Origin of the sequence: Serratia sp. NPDC078593 (assembly GCF_050268245.1) — a bacterium.
Classification (GTDB): domain Bacteria; phylum Pseudomonadota; class Gammaproteobacteria; order Enterobacterales; family Enterobacteriaceae; genus JBNNGK01.
In genome coordinates this window covers 272524-296719 of the sequence record NZ_JBNNGK010000005.1, presented here as the reverse complement: position 1 = coordinate 296719, position 24196 = coordinate 272524, and the positions used below count along the sequence as shown (strand labels likewise).

At 54.5% G+C, this 24196-nt stretch carries 24 protein-coding genes and 1 pseudogene; 11 read left to right on the top strand and 14 right to left on the bottom strand.

The genetic code is table 11. The features are described 5' to 3' along the window. Position 1: 1 nt before the first annotated feature. The 12 genes from hypF to hycA form a co-directional block, all read right to left on the bottom strand. Positions 2 to 2305, bottom strand: a complete 2304-nt coding sequence (hypF, locus tag ACQKDS_RS08615; protein WP_399668020.1) for a carbamoyltransferase HypF — start codon at positions 2303 to 2305, stop codon at positions 2 to 4. Positions 2306 to 2361: 56 nt separating this feature from the next. Continuing rightward, positions 2362 to 4518 carry a formate dehydrogenase subunit alpha gene (gene fdhF / locus ACQKDS_RS08610; RefSeq protein ID WP_399668022.1) on the bottom strand — a complete coding sequence of 719 codons (2157 nt, stop codon included), beginning with the start codon at positions 4516 to 4518 and terminating at the stop codon, positions 2362 to 2364. Positions 4519 to 4529: 11 nt separating this feature from the next. Then, positions 4530 to 5072 carry an electron transport protein HydN gene (hydN, locus tag ACQKDS_RS08605; RefSeq protein ID WP_399668688.1) on the bottom strand — a complete coding sequence of 181 codons (543 nt, stop codon included), beginning with the start codon at positions 5070 to 5072 and terminating at the stop codon, positions 4530 to 4532. Positions 5073 to 5206: 134 nt separating this feature from the next. Next, positions 5207 to 5677: a hydrogenase maturation peptidase HycI gene (gene hycI / locus ACQKDS_RS08600; RefSeq protein ID WP_399668025.1), complete on the bottom strand. Its 471-nt coding sequence runs from the start codon at positions 5675 to 5677 to the stop codon at positions 5207 to 5209. Further along, positions 5670 to 6086, bottom strand: coding sequence for a formate hydrogenlyase maturation HycH family protein (locus ACQKDS_RS08595; RefSeq protein WP_399668027.1), 417 nt, complete (start codon positions 6084 to 6086; stop codon positions 5670 to 5672). The genes hycI and ACQKDS_RS08595 overlap by 8 nt, the downstream gene beginning before the upstream one ends. Next, positions 6083 to 6880 carry an NADH-quinone oxidoreductase subunit B family protein gene (locus ACQKDS_RS08590; protein WP_399668030.1) on the bottom strand — a complete coding sequence of 266 codons (798 nt, stop codon included), beginning with the start codon at positions 6878 to 6880 and terminating at the stop codon, positions 6083 to 6085. The genes ACQKDS_RS08595 and ACQKDS_RS08590 overlap by 4 nt, the downstream gene beginning before the upstream one ends. Next, positions 6877 to 7410: a formate hydrogenlyase complex iron-sulfur subunit gene (locus tag ACQKDS_RS08585; protein ID WP_399668033.1), complete on the bottom strand. Its 534-nt coding sequence runs from the start codon at positions 7408 to 7410 to the stop codon at positions 6877 to 6879. Before ACQKDS_RS08585 ends, ACQKDS_RS08590 begins: the two co-directional genes overlap by 4 nt. Before the next feature lie 12 nt (positions 7411 to 7422). Then, positions 7423 to 9126: an NADH-quinone oxidoreductase subunit C gene (locus ACQKDS_RS08580; protein ID WP_399668035.1), complete on the bottom strand. Its 1704-nt coding sequence runs from the start codon at positions 9124 to 9126 to the stop codon at positions 7423 to 7425. Positions 9127 to 9144: 18 nt separating this feature from the next. Further along, a complete protein-coding gene (locus ACQKDS_RS08575; RefSeq protein ID WP_399668038.1) occupies positions 9145 to 10080 on the bottom strand; it encodes a respiratory chain complex I subunit 1 family protein in 936 nt (311 codons plus the stop codon). 10 nt (positions 10081 to 10090) lie between these two features. Continuing rightward, positions 10091 to 11962, bottom strand: a complete 1872-nt coding sequence (locus ACQKDS_RS08570) for a proton-conducting transporter membrane subunit (protein ID WP_399668042.1) — start codon at positions 11960 to 11962, stop codon at positions 10091 to 10093. Further along, on the bottom strand, positions 11962 to 12576 hold the full coding sequence (locus ACQKDS_RS08565) for a 4Fe-4S dicluster domain-containing protein (protein WP_399668045.1): 615 nt from the start codon (positions 12574 to 12576) through the stop codon (positions 11962 to 11964). The genes ACQKDS_RS08570 and ACQKDS_RS08565 overlap by 1 nt, the downstream gene beginning before the upstream one ends. A gap of 89 nt (positions 12577 to 12665) precedes the next feature. Beyond that, the gene (gene hycA / locus ACQKDS_RS08560) at positions 12666 to 13133 is read right to left on the bottom strand and encodes a formate hydrogenlyase regulator HycA (protein WP_399668047.1); all 468 of its coding nucleotides are present in this window, start codon (positions 13131 to 13133) and stop codon (positions 12666 to 12668) included. A gap of 253 nt (positions 13134 to 13386) precedes the next feature. On the opposite strand from hycA, the gene hypA reads away from it, so the two are divergent. The 9 genes and pseudogenes from hypA (at position 13387) to ACQKDS_RS08515 (ending at position 21289) form a co-directional block, all read left to right on the top strand. Next, positions 13387 to 13731: a hydrogenase maturation nickel metallochaperone HypA gene (gene hypA, locus ACQKDS_RS08555; protein WP_399668050.1), complete on the top strand. Its 345-nt coding sequence runs from the start codon at positions 13387 to 13389 to the stop codon at positions 13729 to 13731. A gap of 17 nt (positions 13732 to 13748) precedes the next feature. Next, positions 13749 to 14552 carry a hydrogenase nickel incorporation protein HypB gene (gene hypB / locus ACQKDS_RS08550; RefSeq protein WP_399668052.1) on the top strand — a complete coding sequence of 268 codons (804 nt, stop codon included), beginning with the start codon at positions 13749 to 13751 and terminating at the stop codon, positions 14550 to 14552. Further along, positions 14543 to 14836 (top strand): HypC/HybG/HupF family hydrogenase formation chaperone, encoded by a 294-nt coding sequence (locus tag ACQKDS_RS08545; protein WP_399668055.1) that lies wholly within the window; start codon positions 14543 to 14545, stop codon positions 14834 to 14836. The genes hypB and ACQKDS_RS08545 overlap by 10 nt, the downstream gene beginning before the upstream one ends. Next, a complete protein-coding gene (gene hypD / locus ACQKDS_RS08540) occupies positions 14823 to 15950 on the top strand; it encodes a hydrogenase formation protein HypD (protein WP_399668057.1) in 1128 nt (375 codons plus the stop codon). Before ACQKDS_RS08545 ends, hypD begins: the two co-directional genes overlap by 14 nt. Beyond that, positions 15947 to 16963: a hydrogenase expression/formation protein HypE gene (gene hypE, locus ACQKDS_RS08535; RefSeq protein WP_399668059.1), complete on the top strand. Its 1017-nt coding sequence runs from the start codon at positions 15947 to 15949 to the stop codon at positions 16961 to 16963. The genes hypD and hypE overlap by 4 nt, the downstream gene beginning before the upstream one ends. A gap of 210 nt (positions 16964 to 17173) precedes the next feature. Next, entirely contained in the window at positions 17174 to 19237 is a 2064-nt protein-coding gene (gene flhA / locus ACQKDS_RS08530; protein ID WP_399668062.1) for a formate hydrogenlyase transcriptional activator FlhA, read from the top strand. Between the two features lie 49 nt (positions 19238 to 19286). Continuing rightward, positions 19287 to 19388, top strand: a pseudogene (locus ACQKDS_RS08525) (helix-turn-helix domain-containing protein); the annotation flags it as partial. 189 nt (positions 19389 to 19577) lie between these two features. Continuing rightward, entirely contained in the window at positions 19578 to 20258 is a 681-nt protein-coding gene (locus ACQKDS_RS08520; RefSeq protein WP_399668064.1) for a GIY-YIG nuclease family protein, read from the top strand. 122 nt (positions 20259 to 20380) lie between these two features. Further along, a complete protein-coding gene (locus ACQKDS_RS08515; RefSeq protein ID WP_399668067.1) occupies positions 20381 to 21289 on the top strand; it encodes a hypothetical protein in 909 nt (302 codons plus the stop codon). A gap of 331 nt (positions 21290 to 21620) precedes the next feature. Here the strand turns inward: ACQKDS_RS08515 and nudI are convergent, their stop codons facing one another. Beyond that, complete coding sequence (gene nudI, locus ACQKDS_RS08510) at positions 21621 to 22046, bottom strand: nucleoside triphosphatase NudI (protein WP_399668070.1); 426 nt, start codon at positions 22044 to 22046, stop codon at positions 21621 to 21623. Between the two features lie 154 nt (positions 22047 to 22200). On the opposite strand from nudI, the gene ACQKDS_RS08505 reads away from it, so the two are divergent. Beyond that, positions 22201 to 23055 carry a GNAT family N-acetyltransferase gene (locus ACQKDS_RS08505; RefSeq protein WP_399668073.1) on the top strand — a complete coding sequence of 285 codons (855 nt, stop codon included), beginning with the start codon at positions 22201 to 22203 and terminating at the stop codon, positions 23053 to 23055. Between the two features lie 105 nt (positions 23056 to 23160). After that, positions 23161 to 23568: a lysozyme inhibitor LprI family protein gene (locus tag ACQKDS_RS08500; protein ID WP_399668076.1), complete on the top strand. Its 408-nt coding sequence runs from the start codon at positions 23161 to 23163 to the stop codon at positions 23566 to 23568. A 79-nt stretch (positions 23569 to 23647) separates the two neighbouring features. Here the strand turns inward: ACQKDS_RS08500 and idi are convergent, their stop codons facing one another. Continuing rightward, a complete protein-coding gene (gene idi, locus ACQKDS_RS08495) occupies positions 23648 to 24178 on the bottom strand; it encodes an isopentenyl-diphosphate Delta-isomerase (RefSeq protein WP_399668078.1) in 531 nt (176 codons plus the stop codon). Positions 24179 to 24196 lie beyond the last annotated feature (18 nt).

Genomic DNA, 24196 nt, shown 5'->3' with positions numbered 1-24196 from the left:
GTTAGATCCTGTCAGAAAGAGAAGAAGAAAGGGGAGACTGCTGCGCGCAGGCAATCATCGCCTGGCCGAAGGCCAACCCGCCGTCGTTGGCGGGGATGTGCTGCGGCAGCATCAGGTTGAGCGGCGCCAGATGATGAACTAAGCGCTGGCGCAACAGCCGGTTATGCAACACGCCGCCGCTGAGTGCCACTTGATGAATGCCGTATTGCGCCGCCATACGCTTGACCAGCGTCGCGAACCCCTGAGCCAAGGCATCGTGGAATGCCCAGGCACGTTCGGCGGCGGGCGTGCGCCAACCGAGAAATTGTGGCCAGAAGGTCGCAAGATCGAGCCGATTATCTTTAAGGGGAAGGTGCAACGGATGGCGACGATGAATGGCTTGATGCGCCAAGGCTTCGAGGTGGCAGGCTGCTTCCCCCTCCCAACTGAGCTGCCACGGCGTGCAGCCTAATGCCGTTGCGGCCGCATCAAACAGACGGCCGCATGAGGAGACCAGCGGCGCATTAATACCGGCGTCGATCGCCTTCAGCAGCGGTTGCCACGGTCGTTGCAGCAGCACTTGTGTTTCCGGTAGCCGCTGCCAACCCGCGACGAATCGCGCGCAATGGGCCAGTAAATTGCGCCACGGCTCGCGCGCTGCGCAATCGCCCCCCGGCAACGCCACCGCAGGTAAACCGCCAAGCGAACGGCAGTGACGATAATCCACCAGTAGGCATTCGCCGCCCCACAGTTGGCCGTTTTCACCGTACCCCAACCCGTCTAGCGCCAAACCTATCACCATGCCGCCGTCAAGCGGCCATTGATGTTCCGCCAGACAGGCGGCGAGATGCGCGTGATGATGCAATACGGTGGTCAACGGCAACGATTGGCGTTGCGCCCAGCGGTGGCTGACATAATCGGGATGGGCATCGGCGACAATGCGCTGCGGCTGGCAGTGATAAAGCGTCAAAAAATGTGCGATAGCCTGCTGCCATTGTTGTTGCACATCGGGCTGCGCCAACTCACCGAAATGTTGGCTGAGGATCGCTTCCTTACCCCGCACCAGACAAAAGGTATTTTTATGATCGCCGCCCACCGCCAATAATGGGGGCTGAGCGGGGAAGCCCGGCGGCAGCGGCAGGGCATCTGGCACATAACCGCGTGAGCGGCGCAGCATTTCAAGGCCCTGTGGTTGTTGACGCAACAGCGAATCATCGGCACGTTGCACGATCGGGCGGTTATGCATCAGCCACAGATCGGCAATCTGGGCTAAATCATCGAGCGCTTGTTGCGCGGTTAACGCCGGTGCATGACCATTTGCATTACCGGACGTCATCACCAGCGGCCGTTGTACGCGCTGCATCAATAGATGGTGCAGCGGATTGGACGGCAGCATCACGCCGACTTCATTCAACTGCGGTGCGATGGCATCGCACAGCGTGCTGTGGGCGCGTTTGGGCACTAAAACGATCGGTGCCGCAGCACTGAGCAACGTGTCGCTCAATTGCGCCAGCGCCGAGCTGTGGGTACAGCTAGAAAGCCAATCACTGTCCGGCAACATCACCGCGAACGGTTTAGTTGGCCGCCGTTTACGTTCGCGCAGGCGCATAACTGCCTGCTGATGGGTCGCGTCACAGGCTAAATGAAACCCGCCCAACCCTTTAATAGCGACGATTTCTCCGGCGCAGATCTGCGTGGCTGCCTGTTGCAGTGCCATGTCCCCATGGTTGAGCGGGCGACCGTCGGCTTGGCAGCTAAAGAGCTGCGGCCCGCACCGTTCGCAGGCCACCGGTTGAGCGTGGAAGCGCCGATCCTGCGGTGAGTGATATTCCTGCGCGCAGGTTGGGCACAGGGCAAAAGACGCCATACTGGTCGCTGGCCGATCGTAAGGCATGGCGTTAATCAGGGTAAAACGCGGACCACAATGGGTACAGTTGATAAAGGGATAGCGGTAGCGACGATCGTGCGGATCGTTCATTTCCCGCAGACAGTCGGGGCAGGTTGCGGCATCAGGAATGATTTGCGTCGCCATTGAACTTGGCACGCTCCGACAAATGGCAAAATCCTGCGGCGGCTGCAACCAGCTAAATTGCCGCATATCAATGTCATCAATCCGCGCCAGCGCCGGGGTTTGCTGGCGTAGCTGCCGTAGAAACAGCGCGCTATCGACCGGCTGCACCAGGCGAATTTCAACTCCGGCGCTGTCGTTCCAGACTTCGCCGCGCAGGCCCAACTGGGTTGCCACTTGCCAGACAAACGGCCGAAACCCGACGCCCTGAACCTTGCCACTGATGCGTAGCAATAATCCTGACGGTGACTGAGACATTTACCTACCCCAAATTAAGCAAGGGACGAAGGTATTCGTCCCAGTTTGGCTAACGGTTACAGCACATCTTCAGCCGCGCTGCGCAGGCGGGCTTTCATCTCGCTATAACTTTGACTGGCGTAGTTTTCCGCCCAGTGTTGATCGCTAATCGCGTCGAGCTTAACCGCGCAGTATTTGGTTTCCGGTGTTTTGGATATCGGATCGAGGTTCTCCTGCGTGAGTTCATTACAGGCACCGATCCACCATTGATAGGTCATGTACACCGCACCAAGATTGATGCGTTCGTTGTAATTAGCACGAGAGATCACCTTACCGCGGCGTGAAGCGACCCAGACTAATTGCTGGTCGCCAATGCCGAGGGCATGGGCGTCTTGCGGATTGATCTGCACGAAGCCGGGTTCATCCGCCAGCGTTTGCAGCGCAGCGCAGTTGCCGGTCATGGAACGGCAGGAGTAGTGGCCCACTTCACGAACCGTACACAGCACCAACGGGTAGGTGGCGTCTGGCACTTCTGCCGGGGCGCGCCAGCGGGCGGCAAACAGTTGCCCTTTGCCAGACGGGGTGGTGAATTGATTCCCTTGGTACAGATAGGGGGTGCCGGGGTGCTCAAGCGTAGGGCAAGGCCATTGTACGTGGCCAAGCTCGCCCATTTTTTCGTAGGTGGCGCCGTAGAACAGCGGGCACAGCGCGCGCATTTCGTCCCAGATTTGCTGGTTATTGTCGTAATGCATCGGGTAGCCCAACGCGGTCGCCAGCAGACTGATAATTTCCCAGTCGCGTTTAACGTTGTACTGCGGCTCGATGGCTTTTTCGAAACGTTGGAAGCCACGATCGGCGCACGAAAATACGCCGCCGTGTTCGCCCCATGACGTTGAAGGTAGGATCACATCCGCCTGTTCGGCGGTTTTGGTCATGAAGATGTCCTGCACCACGATGAACTCTAACTTTTCGAAAGCGCTGCGCACCAGGCTAAGATCGGCCTCGGTCTGTAACGGATCTTCCCCCATGATGTAATAGGCTTTCACTTTGCCTTCATGCACTAAATGCGGCACTTCGGTAATGCGATAACCGACATCAGGATCCAGGCTTGCGGCGTCAATACCCCAGGCTGCGGCAAACTTGGCGCGAACCGCGGCATCGGTGACGGATTGATAACCGGGGAACTCGTTCGGTAGCACGCCCATGTCGCAGGCACCTTGCACATTGTTTTGCCCGCGAACCGGCCCAACCCCGACGTTGGCACGGCCTAAATTGCCGGTTAGCAACGCCAGGCTGGCTAATCCCTTCACCACATCCACCGCCTGACCAAATTGGGTGACGCCCATACCCCACATAATGGTGGCGGAAGGGGCACTGGCATAGGTGCGCATTGCCTGACGAATTTGTTGCGCGCTGACGCCGGTTAGTTGTTCAACCGTTTCTGGCGCGTAATCGGCCACCTGTTGGCGATAAGCCTCGAAGCCTTCGGTGTATTTCGCCACATAATCGCGGTCATACAGATTTTCTTCGATCAATACGTAGCCAAAGGCGTTAACCAGCGCCATATTGCAGCCGTTGTTGATTTGCAGATGTTGGTCGGCAATGCGGGCTGTCTCAATACGGCGTGGATCGCAGACCACGATCTGCGCGCCTTTTTCTTTGGCTTTTAACACCCGACGCGCCACGATCGGATGCGAATCGGCGCAGTTGTAGCCGATGATCAGCAAACATTTTGAGTTTTCGATGTCGCCGATTGAATTGCTCATCGCACCGTTGCCCAACGTCGCTTGTAGACCGGCTACCGACGGGCCGTGGCAAACCCGGGCGCAGCAGTCAACGTTGTTGTTACCGATCACCGCGCGGGCAAATTTCTGCATCACATAGTTGGTTTCATTGCCGGTGCCGCGTGACGAACCGGTATGCATGATAGCGCGCGCGCCGTGCTGCTGCTTAATGGCTTGCAGCCGTTGCGCGGTATAGCGAATGGCTTCATCCCAACTGACCGCTTCAAACTTACCGCCTTTTTCGCGGCGGATCAGCGGCTGGGTTAGGCGTGGCGTCAGCAGTTTGGTATCGTTCAGAAAGTCCCAGCCGTAATAACCCTTCAGGCACAGTTCACCTTGATTGGTCACCCCATCGGCGGCTTCGGCTCGGATAATTTTGCCATTATCCACCACCAATTTCATTTTGCAGCCAGCGCCACAGTAGGGGCAGACCGTCGTAATTTTTTTCATCGTTTCAATTCCTAAAACAGTGACGACACGTTGTCGAGCGCCGCCCGGCGGCGTTTCTCGGCGTTCATTTCCTGCAACAGATTGCGATCGACGCAGTGTAGTGCGTTGGTTGGGCAGGTTTCCATACAGGCGGGGCCAGCGTCGCGCCCGATGCATAAATCGCATTTGTGCGCTTCCGCTTTGTCGCTGGTTGCGCTCAACTGTGCGCCGTTCTGGCGAATCACTGGGCGGGTGAGTACCTCCATCGCACCGTAGGGGCAGGCCACCACGCAGGTTTTGCAGCCGATGCAGCGTTCCTGCATCACGAGCACTATGCCGTTTTGACGGCTGATGGCCCCGTTAGGGCAAACATTGGCGCAGGGCGCGTCTTCACACTGGCGGCATAACACCGCGGTACTGACGTTGACGCCTTTAATAACGTGCAGCCGCGGGGCGAAGGTCGCAGCGGTCAACGCCGATATGTCTTGTGTTTCACTGTGTGCCATGACACAGGCGATTTCGCAGGTACGGCAGCCGATACACTTTTTCGGATCGGCGATAATGAACCGGTTCATCATGAACTCCTGATTGGGGACGATTGCGCTAGGGCAACCTATATACATAAAGCGTGCCAACCCAGTAATGTTTTTAAAAACAGAGGATTACGTTTTTAGTGACGATGGGTTCGACAAAAGTGTCGATGACAGTGTCACGGTGACGTCACGCTGAATGTCGGATAGCCGCCATGGGTTGACCAATGGCTCAGGCGCTGGTGTAGGTTATTGACCGCTTGCGTCACCGCCGGGCCAATCGGGTAATAAAAGGCGACCACTTCGGGCTGTATGCCGATGAAGGTAATCTCGGGTATATCGCTGCGTAGTTGGTCGATCAGAAAGCTGAGCGGCATGTTGTGCGTAGTCATAATGAACATTTCAGCAATGTCCGCCGGATCGATCACCCGAATCTCCCCGGGCATAAGCCCCATATCGGTGGCGTCGACGATCACCAGCCGTTGTGGATGCAGTTGCCGAATCGCGTGTATGTCATTTTCTGGTGCGGCACCGCCGTCAATCACCGTCCAACCGGCAGGGGGCGCGGCCAAACACCGTTCCGCCAATAGCGGCCCCGCACCGTCGTCACCCATCATGCAATTTCCCACGCACAGCAAGACGTTAGTCATGATGCCTCCTGACCATCAGATAGATCGCCGGTTCGTTTTCAATGGATTGCAACAAGGCGATTAATTGTTGGCTCCAACGCTGTTGTTGCCCGCTCATGCGTTCGGCGGCGTGGCTCAGTGCGTTGGCGAGCAAGTGGGTATGACTGCTGTCGATGCTGATTTCGCCAAATCGCTCCACGCCAGCCAGCTTGCGTCTGGCGGCGCTGCCGTCAGGCAAATGCGCGATCCAATCGCGAAAGGCGGGCAGTGGGCAGTCGAGTTTGGCTTCAAGGCAGTCAATCACCCCCAGATGGTGGCCGATGGCCAGACTGTAATAGATCACTTCCTGCGCCTTAGGCGGCGCTTTCTTCTCCTGCACAAACTTGCGGCTGAGGGAATAAAACGTTACATGGCTGCTTTTATGGTTCATAAACGTAACGCTCCCCGCTGTACGCGTTGATAAATGTCCATTAATTGAGAGAAGATTTCTGCCAGACGTGGATCATCTTGCTGGCATAAATAGGCGGCCATACGCTGTTCCACCGTTTGCGAATCGCTGGCGGCCAGCAGGTGCAAAAATTGGTCGGCAATTTGTCGGCCATAGCGGTATCCCGCCATTCGGCGCGCTTCACGGTCGATGGCGACACGCAGTGGTTGCGGCAGGTTGGGATGCAACAGTGCGGCAGGTTCACCGTGAGTTTCATCGTGCTGCTGGCCGTGGATTTTTTGTTCCAGCAGCCCCAGCGCCACCGCAAACCCATACAGGGTTGCGGCGGGCGTGGGCGGGCAGCCGGGGATATACACATCAACGGGCACGATACGATCGGTGCCGCCCCAAACGCAGTACAGATCGTGGAAAATGCCACCGCTATTGCCACAGGCACCGTAGGAAATGCAGATCTTGGGATCCGGTGCCGCCAGCCAGGCGCGGATAGCGGGAATACGCATCGCGCGCGTCACGGCACCGGTGAACAGCAAAATATCGGCGTGACGTGGCGAAGGGACGACCTTAATACCAAAGCGTTCGGCGTCGAACAGCGGTGAAATAGCGGCGAAAATCTCGATTTCGCAGCCATTACAGCCACCGCAATCGACGCGATAAACATAGGCGGAACGGCGAATGTCGTTTAGCAGGGTCTTTTTCAACTGGGCGATGCTGTCGTCGAGGGTAATCGGCACCGGCTGCCCGTTGGCATCCCGTGGGCCAATCAACGTTTGATTCATTGGGTGACCTCCCGGGTCAAATGGCGGCCAACGTCAATGCGGTCGGCCTGGGTCAGACTTTGTTGTTGTTTGCAGGCAGGACAGGTTTCAAACTGCTCACGACGGTCATCGTCCAGCGCCAGCAGCGCCAGCGCGTAATCAACTTCCTTCTGTGAGGCATAAGGCTGAGCGCAGCGACGGCAATAACTCAGGGCGAAGTCGGCGCGTTGGAACAGATCTTCTTTGCGCCACACTGCCAGCTCGAATTGATTCGACAGACGGATGGCCGTCGTCGGACACACCTCTTCACAACGGGCGCAGAAAATGCAGCGCCCCAGAAAGAACTGCCAGCGAATAACGCCATTTTCCAGATCCGTCTCCATGGTCAACGCGTTGGACGGGCAGGCGTTAGCGCAGGCACCGCAGGCAATACATTGCTGCGGTTGATACTCCGGTTTACCGCGAAAATTGGCATCGATCGCCAACGGTTGTGCCGGGTAGGCTTCGGTAACCTGACCGGTGCTAAGCACTTTCTTAATCAATTTCAACATGAGGTTGTTCCCTTAAAATGGGGCGTTTTTCCGCTCGATGCCATAGCGCTCGATCTCTTTGTACGGCACCACGATCGATTTGCGTTTGCGTACGTCAACGATGGTCATGCGATCGGTGCAGGAGTAACAGGGATCGAGGCTGCCGATGATCAGCGGGGCATCGGAAACGGTATTGCCGCGCAACATATAACGCAGCGTCGGCCAGTTGGCGTAGGTCGCCGCGCGGCAACGCCAGCGGAACAGTTTTTGGTTATCACCGGTCATGCTCCAGTGGATATCGTCGCCGCGCGGGGCTTCGGCAAAGCCCAGCGCGAACTTATGCGGCACGTAAGTAAAGCCTTCGACGGCCAGAGGGCCGGCCGGCAGGCTTTGCAGGCCGAATTCGATAATGGCGAGCGAATTGAATACTTCGTGGATGCGGACTTTCAGACGTGAATAGACATCGCAGCCGGTTTCGACGCACAACGCCACCGGCAGAGCGGCATAACCGGCAAACGGATGGTCAATACGGGTATCGCGCCGATGGCCGCTGCCGCGCAGCATCGGACCAACGTTGCTGTAATCGCGGGCGACCTGCGGATCCAGCCGGCCGACACCGACGCTACGTTGCTCGGTATTCGGCGTGCTGAGCAGAATATCCACCAGATCGTTCAGTTCGCTGCGCATCTCTGCCGCCAGCCGCAGGGTTTGCAGCATGTCGTCTTTCAGCATGTCGCGTCGAATGCCGCCAATCAGGTTTAGGCCATAGGTTTTGCGCGCGCCGGTCAGGACTTCGGCCATCTTCATCGATTTTTCGCGTACGCGGAAAAACTGCATGAAACCACTGTCGAAACCGACAAAATGGCAGGCTAAACCGAGATTAAGTAAGTGGCTATGCAGCCGTTCCACTTCCAGCAGAATGGAACGAATCATCTGTGCCCGCGCCGGCACCTGAATGCCCATGGCGTTTTCTACCGAGCTGGTGTACGCCACGCTATGGGTAAAACCGCAGATCCCGCAAACCCGATCGGACAGGAAGGTGACTTCGTTGTAACCCATGCGCGTTTCTGCCAGCTTCTCCATACCGCGGTGGACATAAAACAGGCGATAGTCGGCATCAATAATGTCTTCACCGTCGACGAACAGGCGGAAATGGCCGGGTTCATCGGAGGTAATGTGCAACGGGCCAATCGGTACCACGTTGGCCTTGTCGCCCGCTTCACTGACGAATGGATAGGTTTCAACATCAGTGGTGGGTGCCGGGCGCTGCCGATAATCCATCGCGTCTTTCCGCAGCGGGTAGAGATCGTCTGGCCAGTCATCGGGTAACACTAACCGCCGTTCATCCGGCAACCCCACCGGGCGCAGGCCATACATATCACGCACCTCACGCTCGCCCCAGACCGCGGCCGGGACACGCGGCGTAACCGAAGGGAACTCCAACGTTTGGGCATCCACTTCGGCTCGAACCGTGACCCAGCATTTCACCCCTTGCTCCATCGACAGCACGTAATACAACGCATAGTTGCCGCACAGTGTGCGTTCATCGTTGCCAAACAGCACCGAAAGCCAGCCACCTTGCTGGTAATACAGCCATTCCACCACCTCCGGTAGCGCATTCAGTTTCACCGTTACCGTCAGTTGATCGGCGGTTTGCCATTCGGCGCACAGCACGGCCGTGGGGAATTGCTGTTGCAGCGCCGCCAGATAATCTCCGCCCAAATGTTCAGTCATCATGTTGTTCCTTTAGTTGATTTAGCCGACGACCAGCCAGGACACCAGCGCCAGAAAAGCCAGACTGAAGCCCGCCCACGTGGTGCGAGGGGTGTTGAGAAAACGCAGACGCGCTACGCTGTTTTCAATGAGGGCGATCGCCACCACGGCCAGCAGCAGTTTGCACAGTGCTAGCAGCAACGCTGTCGCTAACGCAGGGAAGGTCAAACTACTGGCTTGCCCCCAGGGCACAAACACCCCGATAAACAGTTGCAATACCACCAGTTGTTTCAGGCTGATGCCCCATTTAACAATGCCGAGTGCCGCACCGGCGTATTCGGTTAGCGGGCCTTCTTGCAGCTCCTGCTCGGCCTCGGCCATGTCAAAGGGCAGTTTGCCCATTTCGATAAAGGTGGCGAAACCACAGGCCAGCATGGCGAATAGCAGCGGGACGCTGGCCGATATCGGCCATGTGGCGACGCATTGGCTGATGCCGCCAAGTTGGGTGGTGCCGGCAACCAGCGCCGCTACCCACAGGCCTAGCAGCAAGATGGGCTCCACCAGGATGCCCAATACCGCTTCGCGGCTGGCACCGATTGCGGTGAAAGGGCTGCCGGTATCCAGCCCGGCGATAGCAAACACGAAACGCACCACGGCAAACAGATAAATGAGCGTGATGACATCACCGATTGCCGGTAGCGGAGAAGCACGCAGCAACATCGGCAACGCGCAGGCAATCACCAACAGAACGGCGGTTAACAGATAAGGCATGGCGCGGAAGGCCAAGCCTGCCCCCGCAGGCACCAGCGACTGACGTTTGAGTAATTTGGCTATATCACGGTATTCCTGTAATACGCCGGGGCCTCGTCGACTGTGGATGCGGGCGCGTAACTGGCGACTGACACCAGCCAACAGTGGTGCGACAGCCAGCAGCAGCAACGCTTGCAGAATGCCGAGTAATAAAGTGGCAATAGTCATTGGGGTCTCCTTAGGCTAGCGCCACGATCAACAGCACGGCTAACTCGATGGCGGCAATGCGGCGACAAAAAGTGGTGATGGGGGCCCGGTGTAAGGCGCGTTGTAATACCTCGGGTTGCCATGTCTTTCTCAGTGCAAACAGCGGGGCAAACATCACCCGCAGCGGTTGTGCAAAACCGCTGGCGGTGATCGCCATGGACGCTTCGTAGTTATAACCACAGGCCCAAGCAGAGCCCGCCGAGCGAGTTGCCAGACGCTTGCCGTGGTAAACGGAGGCAATCAACAGCGGCAATAACGGCATTGCCAATAACAAAATGGCGAACAGCGGTGGTGAAACCAGCGGGGTGGGCAGTGGAGCATTGGGGGTAAACGACGCCGCCAACTTAGCGAACACAGGGATCAGCCACGGTGCGCCGATACCGCATAACAGGCAGAGCAAAGCCGGCAAGCCGTGACTGAGTGTGGGCGACAACCTGGCCGGACGGGCGGTAGCGGCGGCCTCACTGCGTGGTGCACCGAGGCAGGCTACGCCAAACACTTTGCTGACGCACATCACCGCCAATGCGCCGGTGATGGCCAATACCACCGCCAAAAGAGGGCCTAACAGGCGACCGAGAAAGGCTGGTGCGGCGCTAAATTGGAACAAACCTTGATAGATCAACCACTCGCTGGCGAAACCGTTAAGCGGCGGTAACGCCGCCATCGACACCAGACCGATCAGCAACGCAATCGCAGTCCACGGCATTTGGCGTGCTAGCCCGCCCATTTTTTCTATGTCCTTCAGCCCGGTTTGCTGTTCGATAACGCCGGCGGAAAGCATGAGCGCAGATTTGAACAGGCTGTGATTGAACAAATGGAATAGGCCGCCCACCAAGGCCAGGGTGGTCAAAGTGGGTAATTGCAATGTCAGCCCAACCATCGCGCCGCCGATACCCAGCAAAATGATGCCGATATTCTCCAGCGTGTGGTAAGCCAACAGCCGTCGCAGATCATGCTCCATCAACGCGTACAGCCCGCCGAATAACGCGGTAACGGCCGCCAGCAGCAAGACCAGCAATCCCCACCACAGTGGCGGTGCTCCCAGCACATCCATGCCGATTTTGATCACGCCGAGCAGCCCAACCTTCATCAATGCGCAAGAGAGCAGTGAAGCAGCGGGCGCGGGCGCACTGCTATGCGCCTGCGGAACCCAGCCATGTAACGGCATGATGCCGGCATAAATGCCGAAACCGGCCAGCGCCAGCAAAAATACGCCGTCGCGCAGGGCGGCGGGCAGCACCGTTGTGCGCATTGCGCTAAATTGCAGGCTATGAATTTGGCTGTAGATCAATGCGAAAGCGGCGACCAACAGCAGCGTACCGAGCCGCATCAGCACATAGTGGCTGTGGCTTGCCTGCTGGTTTTTCGCGTCGTGCCGCCCGGCTATCAGAAAGTAACTACACAAGGCGGCCAGTTCGAGTAATAACACCATAGCCAGCGCGTTATCCGCCATGACGGCAGCGTTCAGTGTCGCCGGTAATAATAGGATCAGGCTGCCCTGACGGGCGCGGGATCGTGTCTTGAGCGTTGCTAGCCATGGGCAAAGGTACAGGCTAACGAACAGGTTACTGAGTGACAGAGTGAGTAGCAGCAACGCATTCAGGCCACTGATCTCTACCGCGTAAAGCAACCCCGGCAGGTTGGCATGATGAGGGGGGCTGAACAACCACGGTAGCGCCGCCGCGCTGGCGGCCAGTGACACCAGCACGCTGCCACAGGCACATACGCGGGCGCACAGGCGTGGCCAGATCGCCAGCAACCAACACAGCGCGGCCAGCAGTAGTGACCCGCACAGTGATAGCGTCAGCAACAGTAAAGGATCGGGCAGAAACGCGATGATCATCAGTTTGGTTCCTTGTGGTCGGCGGGAGTGCGGATAAACGGAATATCGGCGGCTAATGCCTGCATCGCATGGCGGCGTTTCTGTTCGCTGGCGTGCTGTATATCCTCATCGGCAACCAAGCGGATAGCCTGGGTTGGGCAGGTGCGAATACAGGCGGGGCCGTCTGGGCTGAATGCGCACAGATCGCACTTCACCGCGACCGCCCGCACGCCCGGCTGCCAATCAATAAACGCGCTAACGGAACGTGCCGCGGTCGGCGGTGGCGGGGCTAGAGCCGTTTGGCAATCGCTGGGGATCGCCAGCGGCGCGCTGCCGCTAAAACCAATCGCGCCAAACGGGCAGGCGATACCGCACAGTTTGCAACTGATGCATAAACTTTCGTTTAGCACGATCGCGTCATCCTGATGGCGAATCGCGTTTACCGGGCAAACCTGCGCGCAGGGCGCGTCTTCACATTGGTGGCACATGACCGGTGCAGAATCGCGCGCATTGCGCATTACCTGCAAACGCGGTAACGCCTGCAAACCGACGCGGCGATGTTCCTCTGCACAGCTGGCCATACAGGTGTTACACCCAATGCATAATTTGGCATCCGCAATAAGAAAGCGGTTCATGCAGACTCCTTGTGATTTCGTCACTTTTGACGAAATCGACAGTAAAAGTGACGTTTCGACAGTGAATGTCATTAATCAAATCGCGTTATTCAGGCGGGAAGAGTAATTTTCTTCAATGCGTCATAAATGGCGCGATCGCCCTTTAAGGAATCGAACAGGCATTGATAAATAACGGCGAGGATATTCAGGTAATGCTCCAGCACGGCCGCCCGGTCACGATTATTTATTTGCCCATCAATCAGGCCGGTTTCATCCAATGTGGCGTGAGCAAACGGGGCAAAGTTTTCTTCTTCATTTGCCGCCGCCAAATTAATGCTGTAGCAAATATCGCGGCTGTAGAAACCCTCACTTAACTGGATGCGAATAATGAAATGATTAAATAACAGGAAACGAATGTCCTGCTCTTGCCCGCAGATAAACTCATGATTAATCTTCTGTTTGGTGGTGGTCACCGCTTTAATCAATGTGCTGTGGTAATTCTGCCACTGCATCATTAAACGGTTATTTTTGCTGGCGATATAATCCGCCTGACTTGTCAGTTCATTTATTGTGCTCATGTGTGTCACCCGGTATGTCGAAATAACCTACGTGACGCCAATAGGGCATAAATCGTGCCAAGCTTGTTTCCGCTGCGCTTAATTCCTTTAAATTCAATTAACAATAAATGTCATGACGGCGTAAGCGTTGGGCGTTATTAGCGCGCTGACTGTCGATGTCATCGTCAGTCGTCACATTTGACGCCAGATTGCTGGCATCGTATTTGCAAGGATGTTTCCAGTTGGGCGTTTTATTGTCGTTATCGGAGACAACATGCACGAAATAACACTGTGCCATTACGCGTTGGAAATTATGCAGCAACATGCGCAACAGCAGCAGGCGCGGCGCATTACCGCCGTGTGGCTGGAGGTGGGCGCTTATTCTTGCGTTGAAGCACAGGCGCTGCAGTTTTGTTTCGACATGGTGTGCCGCGGCACCTTGGCAGAAGGTTGCAGGCTGCATTTACAGCAACAGCAGGCGCAAAGCTGGTGCCATGATTGCCAGTGTGAGGTGACGCTATTGCTGCCGCAGGTGCGCATTTGCCCGCATTGCGAAGGGCATAACTTGCGGATACAGGCCGATGACGGCATTCAGATAAAACGCTTGGAAATCGAATAGCTAACGAGGGAAATACTATGTGTAGCACTTGCGGTTGCGCTCACGGCGAGTTGACCATTGAGGGGGAAGTATCCTCCACCCGCATCCCATTTCGCCCACGTCACACGGTTACCGGCGATCTGCATTACGGCTTTGGTGTGGCTGGTACCCACGCGCCGGGGCTTAGCCAGCGAAGGATGCTGGAAATTGAAACCAATGTACTGGCGAAGAATGACCATTTGGCGGCGCATAACCGCGAGCAGTTCTGTGCGCAACAGATAGTGGCGTTGAATCTGGTGTCGAGCCCCGGCTCCGGTAAAACTACCTTACTGACGCAAACGCTGTTGCGTTTGCGTGACAGTGTAACTTATGCCGTCATTGAGGGTGACCAGCAAACCACCCGTGATGCTGAGCGTATCCGCGCCACCGGTGTGGCGGCGATTCAGGTTAACACCGGCAAAGGCTGTCATCTGGATGCGCAAATGGTGCATGACGCCGCGCACCGGCTGGCGTTGCAACCGCACAGCCTGCTGTTTATTGAAAACGTCGGCAATCTGGTGTGCCCGGCCGGGTTTGACCTCGGCGAGCGGCATAAAGTTGCGGTATTGTCGGTGACCGAAGGGGAAGATAAACCTTTGAAATACCCACATATGTTCGCTGCTGCCCGGCTGATGTTGTTGAATAAAATCGATCTGCTGCCGTATCTGGACTTCGATGTCGATGCCTGCATTGCCAATGCCCGGCGGGTGAATCCCAATATAGAGGTCATCACGCTGTCTGCCACCCACGGCGACGGCATGGAGGACTGGTTGAGTTGGTTGGAGGCGCAGCGATGTGCATAGGCATTCCGGGTCGGATTGTCGCATTGGATGCTCAGCAACCGCAGCACGCGTGGGCGGAGGTCTGTGGTGCACGGCGCGAAATCAATATTGCATTAGTGTGCCCATGTGACCAACCGCGTGACGCGCTCATGGGAAGTTGGGTCTTGATCCATGTCGGGTTCGCCATGAGCCGGTTAGATGAACAGGAAGCGGCCGATATGCTAGCGACACTGCAAGCGATGGGTGAAGTAGAAAATGATGTCGCCATGTTTATGGCTGGAGAAGGTCATCATGAAATACGTTGATGAATATCGCGATCCGCAGCGGGTGAAAACGCTGTTGCAACACATCGCACGCCGGGCGGCCATGCTACCGTTCAGCGCAGCACGTCCGTTGCAACTGATGGAGGTATGCGGTGGTCACACTCACGCTATTTTTCGTTTTGGGCTGGATAAACTATTGCCACCGCAGGTGGAGTTTATTCATGGGCCCGGCTGCCCGGTGTGCGTGTTGCCGATGGGGCGAATCGATGCCTGCCATGAAATTGCCGCTAGACCCAACGTGATATTTTGCACGTTTGGCGATGCGCTGCGGGTGCCTGGCAAACAGGGTTCACTGCTGCAAGCGCGTGAGCAGGGTGCCGATGTGCGGGTGGTGTATTCCCCGTTGGATGCGTTACATCTGGCGCGGATGAATCCGCAGCGGCAGGTGGTGTTCTTCGCGCTGGGTTTTGAAACCACCATGCCGGTGACCGCGGTTACGCTACAACAGGCGCGGCTGGAAGGCATTGAGAATTTCAGCGTGTTCTGCCAACACATCAGCCTGATCCCCACGCTGCGCAGCCTGTTACAACAGCCGGAGGTACGCATTGACGGCTTCTTGGCACCGGGCCACGTCAGCATGGTGATAGGTACCGAACCGTATGGTTTTATCAGCGAGATACATCAAAAACCGGTGGTCGTGACAGGTTTTGAACCGCTGGATATTTTGCAGGGCGTAATGATGTTGATTGAACAGTTTTGTGACGATCGGCGCTGCACAGAAAACCAATACCGCCGGGTGGTACCGCATCATGGCAACCCGTTAGCGCAGCAGGCCATGGAGGAGGTGTTTGTGGTTGGCGGTGGTAGCGAATGGCGCGGGTTAGGCACCATTGCCGACTCCGCGATTACGCTAACCGCCGACTATGCCGATTTTGACGCCGAGCGGCGCTTTCACCCACGACAACAGCAAGTGGCGGACGATCCGCGCGCCTGTTGTGGCTCGGTGCTAACCGGCCGCTGTAAGCCGCGGGAGTGCCCGCTGTTTGGCACCACCTGCACCCCACAGAATGCATTTGGCGCGCTGATGGTCTCCTCCGAAGGGGCCTGCGCCGCGTGGTATCAATATCGTCGAGAAACAGAGGAAACCGCCGCATGAATCAGGTGATCACCATGGCACATGGCAGCGGCGGTAGAGCAACCCAGCAGCTGCTGGAATCGCTTTTTTTGCCCGCTTTCGCTAACCCTCAGTTGGCGCAACGTGAAGATCAGGCGCGCATCCCGCTGGCGGCGTTAATCCCGCAGGGCGATCGGCTGGCCTTTACCACCGACAGCTACGTCATCGACCCGCTGTTTTTCCCCGGTGGCGACATTGGCAAGCTCGCGGTGTGCGGCACCGCCAATGATTTGGCTGTCAGCGGCGCCACACCGCGTTACTTATCCTGCGGCTTTATTCTGGAAGAAGGATTGCCGCTGCCGATATTACAGCGCGTGGTAGCGTCAATGGCGGCCACGGCGCGTCAGGCCAACATACAGATCGTCACCGGCGATACCAAAGTCGTGCAGCGCGGTGCCGCAGATAAGCTGTTTATTAACACCGCGGGCATTGGCGTGATCCCACAAACCGTGTCATGGGCGGCCCAATCTATCCAGCCTGATGACGCGATCATCGTCAGCGGCACCCTCGGCGACCATGGGGCGACGCTGCTTAATTTACGTGAACAGCTCGGTATGGCGATGGGCATTACCAGCGATTGCGCGGTGTTAACGCCGTTAATTGCCCCGTTGCGGAATATTGACGGCGTTCATGCGTTACGTGATGCCACGCGCGGCGGGGTAAATGCCATTTTACATGAATACGCTGCCGCCAGCGGCTTAGGCATCGACGTCGACGAACAGTGCTTACCGGTCAAGGCAGAAGTGCGTGGCGTCTGCGAACTGCTGGGGTTAGATGCCATTAACTTCGCCAATGAGGGCAAATTGGTGTTGGCCGTGACGCAGGCCGCGGTGCCTGCGGTATTGGCCGCATTGCGGGCTCACCCATTGGGAACCGATGCTGCGGTGATTGGACGGGTCACGCAAGCAGGGAAGCCGGTGCGGTTACGCGGCGCGTTTGGTGTCACGCGGCTACTTGATCTGCCCCATGCCGAGCCTTTACCGCGAATTTGTTGATCCGAACGGGGGAAGCAGCCGCCAACCGGCGTTAAACTTTGCGATACAGCTCACATAAAAATATAAAACGCCATCCTCTCCTCCAACGCGGCCGAATTGCACTGAGGCAACCGATAGACATCACTCACGTCTATCGGTTGCCAGTAAGCAAGGCGCTGTGACGCAGCTAGGAGAGATAACCCGATGCTTTAACCGGCAGAGTGATAGCCAATGTCGAACGCAAGTAGAGAAAAACAGCAACTGTTAGAAATTACCCGTTTATTACTCAGCCAGCACAGCTTTAGCGATCTATTGGTACAGTTGAAAGACATCGTACAGCGCTGGCGGCTAGCGGAGGAGGTTACGTTACTGCTGTTGCATCCGCACAGCGCACGGGTCAGTTACCACGGCCAGGATGTGCATGGGCAGCCGTTAACTTATCAAGACGAGACGCTGTTGGCGAACGGGCCAATCGCCCATTTACGCACCCAACCGCAACCGTTGCGCATGACATCCCTCGAATTGCAGCAGAGATATCCGCAGATGACGGCGCTGGCCTTGCATCCGCCATTGAGCCATTACTGCCTTGCACCGCTGTATACCGGCGGGCAGCTGCTCGGTGGCTGTGAACTGCTGCGCAATAATGACAAACCGTTCAGTGACGCAGCGCTTAGCCAGTTGACTGGTCTGATGGAGTTGACCTCGCTGGCGGTAGAGCAGATCCAACTGCGTGAAACCGCAGAGCAGCAGCAACGCCAGCTACGCCACGAGCGAGATGACTATCGCGTACTGGTGGATGTGACCAACGCGGTTTTGTCCAAGCTGGATCTGGATGACCTGATCGGCGAGATTTCAACCGAGATCCACCGTTTTTTCAAAACGGATGCCATCAGCATTGTCTTGCCGGGGGATCGTGACGATCGGGTGACGATCTACGCCACCCATTACCTGAAGAACAACGTTGCTGAACGCCAGCAATATAATGTTCCGCTAGCTGGAACGCTGTCGGAGAAAGTGATGCAGAGTGGCGAAATGTTGCTGCTGAATCTAAAACATTCCGATTCGCTGGCAGAGTATGAACGGCAACTGTTTGATTTATGGCATGAACAGATCCAAACGCTATGCGTGCTGCCCCTGACTTTCGGCCAAAAAACGCTGGGCGTGCTGAAATTGGCGCAATGTCAGCCTGATAATTTTAATGCTGCAAATTTGCGTGTCTTGCAACAGATTGCCGAGCGTATCGCCATCGCGGTGGATAATGCCTTGGTTTACCAGGAAATCAACCGACTGAAAGAGAGTCTGGTGCATGAGAATCTCTATCTCACCGAGCAAATTAACGATAATAGTCCTGATTTTAGCGAGATTGTTGGCCGCAGTCTGGTGATGTCTAGCGTGCTGAAACAGGTGGAAATGGTCGCGAAAAGCGATTGCTCCGTGCTGATCCTTGGCGAAACCGGTACGGGCAAGGAGTTGATCGCTCGCGCTATTCACAACTTGAGTGAGCGACGCGATCAGCGAATGGTGAAGATGAATTGTGCGGTGATGCCTGCCGGGCTGCTGGAAAGTGACCTCTTCGGTCATGAGAAAGGGGCGTTCACCGGGGCGACGGCCCAGCGCATGGGGCGTTTTGAACTGGCTGATAAAGGGTCACTGTTTTTGGATGAAGTCGGGGAAATCCCGGTCGAGTTACAACCCAAATTACTTCGGGTGCTGCAAGAGCGGGAATTTGAACGGGTAGGCGGCAATAAACTGATCTCCGTCGACGTACGTTTGATTGCGGCAACGAACCGCGATCTGCAACAAATGGTTGCTGACCGTGAGTTTCGTAGCGATCTCTATTATCGGCTGAATGTGTTCCCGATCGTGATTCCGCCATTACGCGAGCGACCGGAAGATATTCCGCAGTTGGTGAAGTTTCTCACTTATAAAATTGCGCGCCGCATGAAGCGCACCATCGACAGTATTCCGGCAGAAACGCTGCGCCAGCTCAGCCAAATGCCGTGGCCGGGCAACGTACGTGAGTTGGAAAATGTGATTGAACGTGCGGTGTTACTGACGCGCGGTACGGTGCTTAATCTGCAACTGCCAGAACTGCATTATTCACAACCCACCACGCCCTTGATGACCGCGCCGCCATCGCAGCCGACGCAAGAGGATGAATATCACCGTATTGTGCGCGTGTTGAAAGAAACCAACGGCGTGGTGGCCGGCCCGCGTGGCGCAGCGCAAAAGTTGGGATTAAAGCGCACCACCTTACTTTCGCGGATGAAGAAAATGGGGATCGCCGCCCGCTGATTTACGGGCGGGTGCGATGTATTGCCGGATCTATAAGGATCAAAAAATAGTGGTAGGGCGCATTAATGCCGGGGGCAGTATCAGTGCGATCACCGGGGAATGTAATACCTCCCGGCAAACCCTACTCCGGGTAAAAGCAGAACAGCAATAATCCTGAATGTAAATACAGCGCCAAAGCATTTTGGCCGAGCAGTCCGTTGTGTGCCAGGAGCGGACATTACACCTGTTAAGCTGTATCAATTTAATTTGGTAGACATACCCAATAAATGACATTTAGATTACAAGATACAAACTTGCCTAGTTTCTTTTAACATTAAATAAACGTTGAGATATAGAATACATGCTCAATCCTTTGAAAGGGTGGCTTGACCGGCGTCAGCCTATACCAGAGCGTTTTTATACCCCGGGACACATAGATGTCCCCACCCCAGATTGGTCCTGTTGGATTTCAATCGAGGAATGCGAACCCCTTCACTTGGTAATGAGTATGCAGTGGTTGAGCCTTAAAGACGCCAGAGCAAATACCCAGTCCTACTTAGATAGTGCTAGTGAACTCATTAGGGGACTTGAAGGCGGATGGCTTGACAGATGGGAGCAGGAAGAAATCTTAACTGAATTGGGTGAAGCCCCCTTACCATCACTACCCATCTACCTGATATCTTGTGGTGATGGAGATGATGAAGAACTGGTCTATGTTGGAAAGACAAAAAATACATCGCGCTTCAATGGTGGTCATAGCGCAGCATTGAAGTTACATGCACCTGAGTACCAAAGTAAGTCAAAACATATCTACAGATGCACCGCTTGGTTTTATATTGATAACGAATATATTTCTCTTGATTGGATACAGCCTGAACATGTAGCACTTGATATTTTAGATAGTATTGAGTCACAGTTGATTTATTGGCTGCAGCCTTCACTTAATACGCACAAAAAAAAGAGAAATCTTGCAAGGTGGGAATTTTACATCCACATGCAAAATTTAATATGCGGTGGATTCATGAACGATAAGTTCATTTAATTTAATACTCTACCATTGATTTTGTGGGCAACTGAGAACTATCACGATGATTATAATCGGAAATTGCGTACATGGCTGGAATAGGAGATAATCACTTCTTGGGATGATTTTAGAGAACTGTGATGCGTAACCTGAATTTTCGCTCTGCAACAGACTTTGAAGATTTTTGTTGTTGGTGGATGACAGAAATCGTAAGTAAAAGTGTAGGTAGCAACGTGAGTTTCGCTTGTTTTGGTTCACCAGGCCAGGCGCAGGGCGGAGTTGATATTATAAGTTGGCCTATAAACACACTACCAGTGGTGGCACAATGCAAATGGTATTCACGCCCTTTTACCTTGGAAAACTTAGGAGTTGAGCTGAAAAAAACTGATACTTATCCTCACCCGATACGGCACTATTTTTTACTGACGACTGCGAGTCCACATACTTCAATTCAGAATGCAATGCCTGATGGCTATCTGACACATACTCGTAAAGATGGCACCTCATTTAAAGTTCATATTCGTTACTGGAGCCAGCTAGAGAATATTAATTTTTTGCCGCTCTTTGCACGGCAGCGTTATTTCCCTGAAGTACAATTTACGTCAGTAATTCAGTTAGATCCAAACGCTATGGGGGAACAGTTTGCCCATCTAAAACAGCTTTTAGAACAGAAACTGCCTGTAGCTCATTTAGACTGGCTAGAGAAATGGGATTTCAGTAGTGGCTATGTGAATAGCACTGATTTTGATCCGTTCCACGAACTGGTATATGACTATCATTTGGTTAAGTCATCTTTTGACAATAGTGATAACGTTTTTCTGGATACACCCCTACGACTGAAAATGTATCAATGCCTACCAGCAGGGAACGGTTTCTTTCAAGCACTTGTCGCGTTTCGTGACAGCGTCTCATCGCACGTAATCGGTGATTCAATTAATGGGAATCAATCTCTGTCCGTTCTCGGCCTGCCAAACAGACATACAATTACTCGGCAGTGGATAAGCAATGCAGAGTATCTCGCAAAAAAATATCGGGACATAGCCCTCTAACAAAAGTCCAACGTGATCTCTTCCCTGATTTCTGATTATTGGGAAGAGACCAAAACCCGGAAGTCCCAAAAAGTGAGGGACTACTGTGAGTAACCCGGTAAACCGAACAATTCTCTTTTAGAGATCCTCTGGCATGTGGATTAGGTTACCCTGTAAGCGAACTTCTGCTCCTCGCTCAAAGCAGCCACCAACTCTCCATGTATGTGAAGCTGCGGCAGTATTACCGAGCGGATGCGGTTATATCGATATTGAACTCATCAGTTCGGCTAGCAGGAATGTCAAATATCATTACTCTCCCCGTCGTCTAAGGCTGGGGGAGACAAGCAACGCCTTACAAAATCCCCTTTTGGCTAAACGTGATGCGGGTTGCCTCATTCAAATCCATGTTTTTCATTTCCTCCGGCGTTACCCAGGCGATTTCCTGGAACTCCTCATTGAACGTCACGTCACGGTTAGCACTGATACAGTCAAAGATGAGGTAAATCATGTAAATTTCTTCGGTAGTTTTATCGGCATAGGTCTTCACCCGGATGTCATCACGAAACGTCCATGGCTTGATGTCGATAATCTCCAGATTGCCGCCCAATTCTTCGGTCAGTTCACGTTTCAAGGCTGCTTCCATCGTTTCTCCGGGTTCCATTCCGCCGCCAGATAGCGCCCATTGCCCGGGAAAAACGCCGCGATCGGACGCCATCTTACACAGCAAGTAGGCCCCTTCATTTTGAATGATTGGGCATACAATAATCCGTTGACGCATATGGCCTCCGATACCTTTAATTAATGGGTGAAACGCTGATGGTGCTCGACTGACGATTGATTAAGCCCTTATGCTAGCGTAACCGCGTCACCCGTGGTGTGAGCGAGTGATAAATATTGTGGTATCAGACAACGTTCTGCCAGGAGAGAGACTGATGTTGCAGGAAATCACCTTACGGCCGATGGCCGAAAGCGATTTGCCCGGCGCTTTTGCGTTATCGCAGCAGGTTGGTTGGCCTCATCGTTTGGATGATTGGCGACAAGCTTGGCGCTTAGGGGAAGGCGTAGTAGCAATGAAGGCAGGGAAGGTGATCGGCAGCACATTGTGTTGGCGTTGGGGCGCGACACGTGCCACGATTGGGCTGGTCATCGTTGATCGTGCTAGCCAGGGGCAGGGAATAGGCAAACGTTTAATGACCACGCTGCTGTCGTCGTTGAAGGGCTACCATGTTCGCTTAAATGCCACGGCAGAAGGGCGTGCGCTCTATTCTGGGTTAGGGTTTAACAAAATTGGCACGGTTTATCAGCATCAAAGCCGAGCGCTACCGGCGATCGCGCCGTTGCCGTTAGCTCCGGGTTGCCATCTGCGAATGGCTGATCAAGCGGATAGGGAAATGCTGCTGGCGTTAGACAGCGCGGCGAATGGTGTGCATCGCCCGGCGTTGCTGCAAGCATTGTTGAATGAGGGAGAAAACACGCAACTGCTGATGCGTGATGATCGGCCGCTGGGGTTTGCCAGCGTACGCCGTTTTGGACATGGTTATACCATCGGGCCGGTGGTGGCCGATACGGTTGAAAGCGCGCAGTGCCTGATTAATCACCTGCTGTTGCCGTTGAGCGGTCAGTTTGTACGTATTGACGTCGACGCGCGTAGCGGGCTGAGCGAAGGGTTAATTACCGCAGGCTTGCTTCAGGTGGATGCGCCGGTCGCCATGATACGTGGTACGCAGTTTACCCCGCAGGCCGCGCAGCCTCGCGGTTTTGCCCTGGTTTCGCAGGCTATGGGGTAAGTTGATGACGTCATACAGCAAAGCTGGTGGCTGAATCTGGCCGGTTCGACACGGCGCTGCCATAATAGCGAGTAAGTGATTCACATCCTGATACGGGGCGATAAAATGAAATTAGCACTGCTGGGCGGCGCGCTGTTATTAGCAACAACGTCTGCGGCATTAGCGCAAGAAGATTGTGGCGCTAAAAACAATCAGATGGAAATGAACCAGTGCGCCAGCGAGGCGTATAAACACGCGGATGCGGAATTAAACCGCGTATATAAACAAGTACAAGCGCGGCTGAAAACAGATGCATCAACGGGTAAGTTGTTGATCAACGCGCAACGTGCCTGGATTGGTTACCGTGATGCGGAGTGTAAACTTTCTGCGTCTGGCACCGAGGGCGGCTCGATTTATTCCTTTCTGCTTAGTTCATGCCTGACCGATGCCACCCAGCGCCGCATTGACGATCTCAAAGGGTATCTAAAATGCGAAGAGGGCGATCTTGCTTGCCCGGTTCCGTCGGCAGATTAGTATCATTGAGTATATATAAAATAGTAGCTCGCAATTTAAAATTGCGAGCATGGTGCTTGTTTTTTTATGGCTCGTTCTTTCAAATAAAGCCTGGTTTATTTTTTGATAACGCAGCTAAAACATCGGGTAAGCACAATTTAAACCAAGGTGCATAGTAACCGGGTTCGGTCTTAATCGATGATAAAAGACCATCCAGCGGCATATGGATGAAAGCATCGACTTCTTCAACATTAGGTATCGGATTAGCGTTACTAAAACCAATGAATATATGCGTCAATTCATGTTCGCTTAATCCACCACCGACATCTACGCAATAGCGTAAAGTTAGAATTTTTTGGAGTGGACATGACATGCCCATTTCTTCTTGTAACCTACGGGAGGCAGCCTTGTGACTCTCTTCTCCAGGATAGGGATGGCTGCAGCAGGTATTACCCCATAAACCAGCTGCGTGATATTTATTTAAAGCACGCCGTTGCAGAAGTAATTCTCCTTGGGTATTAAAAATATAGACAGAAATAGCACGGTGTAGTCGAGCTTGCTGATGTGCAGCCAATTTCTCCATCGTGCCTTGTGGTATATCATTTTCATCAACGAGTATTACTTCAATCATTTTATTGCCTTGTTGAAG